Genomic DNA, 4,314 nt, shown 5'->3' on the forward strand with positions numbered 1-4,314 from the left:
GGCCTGACCGACCCGAACTTCATGCGCATCCGCACGCTCGCCCGCAATCCGCGGACGGTGCAGCTGGGACTCAGGTTCCAGTTCTAGTCGGCCTCCGCTCGCGGTCGCGAGCTCGGCCGACAACGCTCACGCGAGGCGGCGTCACGCCGCCTCGCGAGTTCTGAGGGGAGAGGGGCCAGCGCGACCGTCGTCGCGCCGGCCCCTCACAGACAGCGCATTCGGTAATGCTGCGATGCCGCGATGCCGGGAATGTCGAAGATCTCGAGGCAACCCGCAGGTCAGCCGCCCTCGACGGCAGGGCAGGCTTCAGGTGAACCAGGACCTTGCGACGACTGGCGCCGTGCGCCCGGCCTTGCAGTGCTACAACGCAGCGATGGCGGGAACGCCGCGATCCAAACTGCCGGCCGTCGACATTCCCGGCATCGCAGCATCGCGGCATAGCAATGCTCTTATGAGCCCTTCGCCCAGTCCGGCGGATTGCTGAGCCGATAGAGCATCTCGCCGGCCTTGCGCACGAGGAGCACGCCGTCGTCCTCGCGGTCGGCGAACGCTTCCTTGTCGATGGTCGCCGGGTCGCGGTAGCCCAGGTTGATCTGGTGGCAGATGTGCTCGGGGATCTGGCTGGCGACCGTCACCTGGATGCGGCAGCGCTCCACGCCATTCTCGTACGTCCCCACGCCGCGCACGTGCGTCGAGTGCGCGAGCACCCCCCACGGCTTGTCCTTGAACCGATCCCACTGGCCGCGGAAGTAGTCGCGGCAGTGGTAGCCGATCTCGAGCAGCAGCCGCCCATGCGTCACCGACACCTCGGAGATGTGCGGTGCGTAGATGATCAGCTCGCCCCCATCGGCCACGACCGGTTCGAGCTTGTACATGCCCTTCCCGCCGGTCCAGAGGTCCTCGTACATCGGCGGCACGCACGACAGCACCGTGTGGAACGCCCGGTCCTTGTACAGGATGTGCGTGCGGCGCGAGACCTCGCTGGCCTCGGTCCACGCGGCTTCGGGCGTACCACCCACGATGCCGGCCAGTGAGCCGTCAGGTCGCACGACCAGGCAGAGGCAGGCCTTGGGCACCGGCACCAGCGCGCCTGCGGCATCCACCACCTTGCGCACCGGCGTCCACTTGCTGCCGATGATCATCGGGTTGGTGACCACGGCGCCCAGCCAGTGGAAGAAGTTCAGGATGTCTGGCCCGCTGACGCCGGGGAACAGGTACTTGTTGCCGCCCGAGAAGCCGACCACCTCGTGCGGGAACACCGGGCCGATGATCACCACCCGGTCGTAGTCGAGCACCCGCCGGTTGATCTCGACCGGCACGGCGATGTCGAAGGCGCCGTCGGTGAGCTCGTGGATGCGTGCGGCCGAGAGCACGCCGACGCGATGCAGCGCCGCGGGGTTGTCCCACTCGTGGTTGTAGAACGCCACCTCGCGATAACGCGACTGCCGCTCCTCCATCGTCATGTCGAGGCGGCGGCAGATGGCCTCCTCCGACATCGGCTGGTGCGTGCCGAGCGCGATCATCACGTCCAGCCGTGCCACCGACCCCGCGAGCTGGTCGAAGAGCTGCTTGAACACGAGGCCGACGGGGGCGGTGCGCGTCCCGTCCGGCACGATGGCCAGCACGCGCTGCCCGCGCCACTCGTCAACCGGGCACGTGCGGACCAGGACGTCCGCAATCGCGTCTGCCGTGACGGCTGCGCCGGCGTCGGCGATGGCGGAGTGACATTGGGCGGGGTCGGTCACGGGGGCATGATACGCCCTCGTCATGCCCCATGAGTCATGCGCCATGTCTCATGAGGCATGAGCAATGAGGCATGAGGCATGAGGCATGACCCGCCCTACCCGAACTCCGGGCCGACGATGGCGAAGAGGCGGGCGGTGTCGGTCACCGGGCGGCCCTCGCCGCGGTACATGCGGGTGAAGGGGCGTTGCGCCGTGAACCCGAGTGCCTCGAGGCCATCGTGCCAGCTGGCGTGTCCGCTCGTGCTGTCGATCACGACCGCCGGGGGCGCGGCGGCCGACAGGCACGTGCGGAGGAGGCCGAGGGCCACGCCGGTGGAGGGCGACATGACGGGCCCGAGCTGCGTGAACTGGTGGCCCGGCCGTCCGAGCAGCACGCCGTCGATGCCGGCGGGGCCCTCGTGCACCCAGGCGAGGTCGGGCGCCCCCTCGAGCAGCCAGGCGAGCAGCGCTCGGCGGTCCAGGCCCGTGGTCCTGGCGTCGATTCTCGCAATGGCGGCCAGGTCGCCCGCCGTGGCGGGGCGCACGCCCGTGACGCCGTCGGCCGAGACCGGCGCCTGGGAGAGCCGCTCGAGGCGTGTCAGGGTGCCCGCCGTCACGAACCCCAGCTTCTCGTACAGGGGCCGCCCGAGCGGCGTCGCGTCGAGGCCCACGACGGGCACGTCGGCCACTGCGGCCAGGCCGTGCTCGAGCAGTGCCGTGCCCAGGCCGCGTCCCCGCGACTCCGGTTCGACGAGCACCATGGACAGCCAGGCGACGTCGGCATCCGGCACCAGCACCGGCGCCCGGGGCCCGAAGTCGAGGTCGGCCTCGTCACGCCAGCGGCGGTAGCGCGTGGTGGCGACCGAGCCGGCCACGTGGCCATCCTCGAGCGTGCCGACGATCGCGCGGCCCGTGGCGACCTCGAGGAAGCGGGCCCAGTCTCGGGACGTCTGGTTCCACCGGCTGAGGCGGCAGAGGCGCAGGCCGGCGTCGATGTCGGCCTGGGTCATGGATCGAAAGGACATGGTGATGGGGTCGGGGAGTGTGGCGATCTAGAATGCGCCCCACATGTCCGCCGCGTCTTCTCCTAGTACGTCATGGCCCGCGTCGATCGTTGACGAGGCCGCGCTCGACGACCTGCTGAGCACACCGACGCCTGCCGCCGTCGACGCGATGCGCAGCCTTCGTGGCGATGTCATCGTACTCGGCGTCGCGGGAAAGATGGGGCCGACCCTCGCGCGGATGGTCCGGCGGGCCACCGACCTGGCCGGCGTCACCCGCCGCGTCATCGGCGTGTCGCGCTTCACGGAGGCGGCTCACGAGGAGGCCCTCAGGCGCGTCGGCGTGGACACCATCCGCTGCGATCTGCTCGACGAGTCGGCCGTGGCCGCGCTTCCAGACGCCCCGAACGTCATCTACATGGCGGGCCGGAAGTTCGGCTCGTCGGGCCTGGAGTCGCTCACCTGGGCGATGAACGCCTGGCTGCCCGCCGTCGTCTGCAAGCGGTACGCGGAGAGTCGGATCGCGGCCTTCTCGACGGGCAACGTGTACGGCCTCACGCCGGCCGGGCGCGGCGGGTCGCGCGAGGACGACGTGCCGGCGCCGGTGGGCGAGTACGCCATGAGCTGCCTGGGGCGTGAGCGGATGTTCGAGCACTTCAGCCGCACGCACGGCACGCGAGTCGCCATGCTTCGCCTGAACTACGCCACGGAGATGCGCTACGGCCTGCTCGTGGACCTGGCGCGCAAGGTCCTGGCCGGCGCGCCAGTCGACCTCGCCATGGGCTACGCCAACGTGATCTGGCAGGGCGACGCCAACGGCATGGCCATCACCTCGCTCCTGCACGCCCATACGCCGTCCTACGTCGTCAATCTCGCCGGCCCCGACGAACTGTCGGTGCGCGCCGTGTGCACGGCCTTCGGCGAGCGGTTCTCCAAACCTCCCGTGTTCGTCGGCGCCGAGGCGCCGGATGCCCTCCTGAGCAACGGGACGAAGGGCTGGGCCGATCTCGGCGCGCCGGAGGTGCCGCTCTCGCAACTGATCGACTGGACGGCCGACTGGGTGGCGCGGGGCGGCGCGAGCCTCGGCAAGCCCACGCACTTCGAGTCGCGGGACGGGCGGTTCTGATGGACTCGCGAATTCGCGCCGCCCTCGACTCCGGGCTCGTCATCCCGGCACATCCCCTCGCGCTCACGCCCGACGGGCGCTTCGACGAGCGTCGCCAGCGTGCGCTCACGCGGTACTACACCGCCGCTGGCGCTGGCGGACTGGCGGTGGGCGTGCACACCACGCAGTTCGCGATCAGGCGCCCTGACGTGGGCCTGTTCCAGCCGGTGCTGGCACTCGCGCGCGAGGAGATGGATCGCGCCGACGCCGCGCGCGACGTGCCGCTCGTGCGCATCGGCGGCGTGTGCGGCGACACGCGACAGGCGTGCGCGGAGGCCGAACTGCTCGTCTCGCTCGGCTATCACGCGGGGCTGTTGAGCCTCGCCGCCCTCTCGACTGCCGACGACGACGCGCTCGTCGCGCACTGCGAGGCCGTGGCGGCGCGGATCCCGGTGGTGGGCTTCTACCTGCAGCCCTCGGTCGG

General features: G+C 70.7%; 3 protein-coding genes and 1 pseudogene. 2 read left to right on the forward strand and 2 right to left on the reverse strand.

Translation table 11 applies throughout. The features are described from left to right. Positions 1 to 449: 449 nt before the first annotated feature. Together ACIRDX_RS21000 and ACIRDX_RS21005 are read right to left on the reverse strand one after the other, a co-directional pair. A complete protein-coding gene (locus ACIRDX_RS21000) occupies positions 450 to 1,745 on the reverse strand; it encodes a lactate racemase domain-containing protein (RefSeq protein ID WP_396627389.1) in 1,296 nt (431 codons plus the stop codon). A 95-nt stretch (positions 1,746 to 1,840) separates the two neighbouring features. After that, positions 1,841 to 2,734, reverse strand: a complete 894-nt coding sequence (locus ACIRDX_RS21005; RefSeq protein WP_396627390.1) for a GNAT family N-acetyltransferase — start codon at positions 2,732 to 2,734, stop codon at positions 1,841 to 1,843. A 58-nt stretch (positions 2,735 to 2,792) separates the two neighbouring features. Between ACIRDX_RS21005 and ACIRDX_RS21010 the strand changes: the two genes are divergently transcribed. Together ACIRDX_RS21010 and ACIRDX_RS21015 are read left to right on the forward strand one after the other, a co-directional pair. Then, positions 2,793 to 3,851, forward strand: a complete 1,059-nt coding sequence (locus tag ACIRDX_RS21010; protein WP_396627391.1) for an NAD-dependent epimerase/dehydratase family protein — start codon at positions 2,793 to 2,795, stop codon at positions 3,849 to 3,851. Continuing rightward, positions 3,851 to 4,314 (forward strand): annotated as a pseudogene (locus ACIRDX_RS21015) (dihydrodipicolinate synthase family protein); the annotation flags it as partial. The gene ACIRDX_RS21010 and the pseudogene ACIRDX_RS21015, both read left to right, overlap by 1 nt.

This window comes from Luteitalea sp. (assembly GCF_044337415.1).
Lineage (GTDB): Bacteria > Acidobacteriota > Vicinamibacteria > Vicinamibacterales > Vicinamibacteraceae > Luteitalea.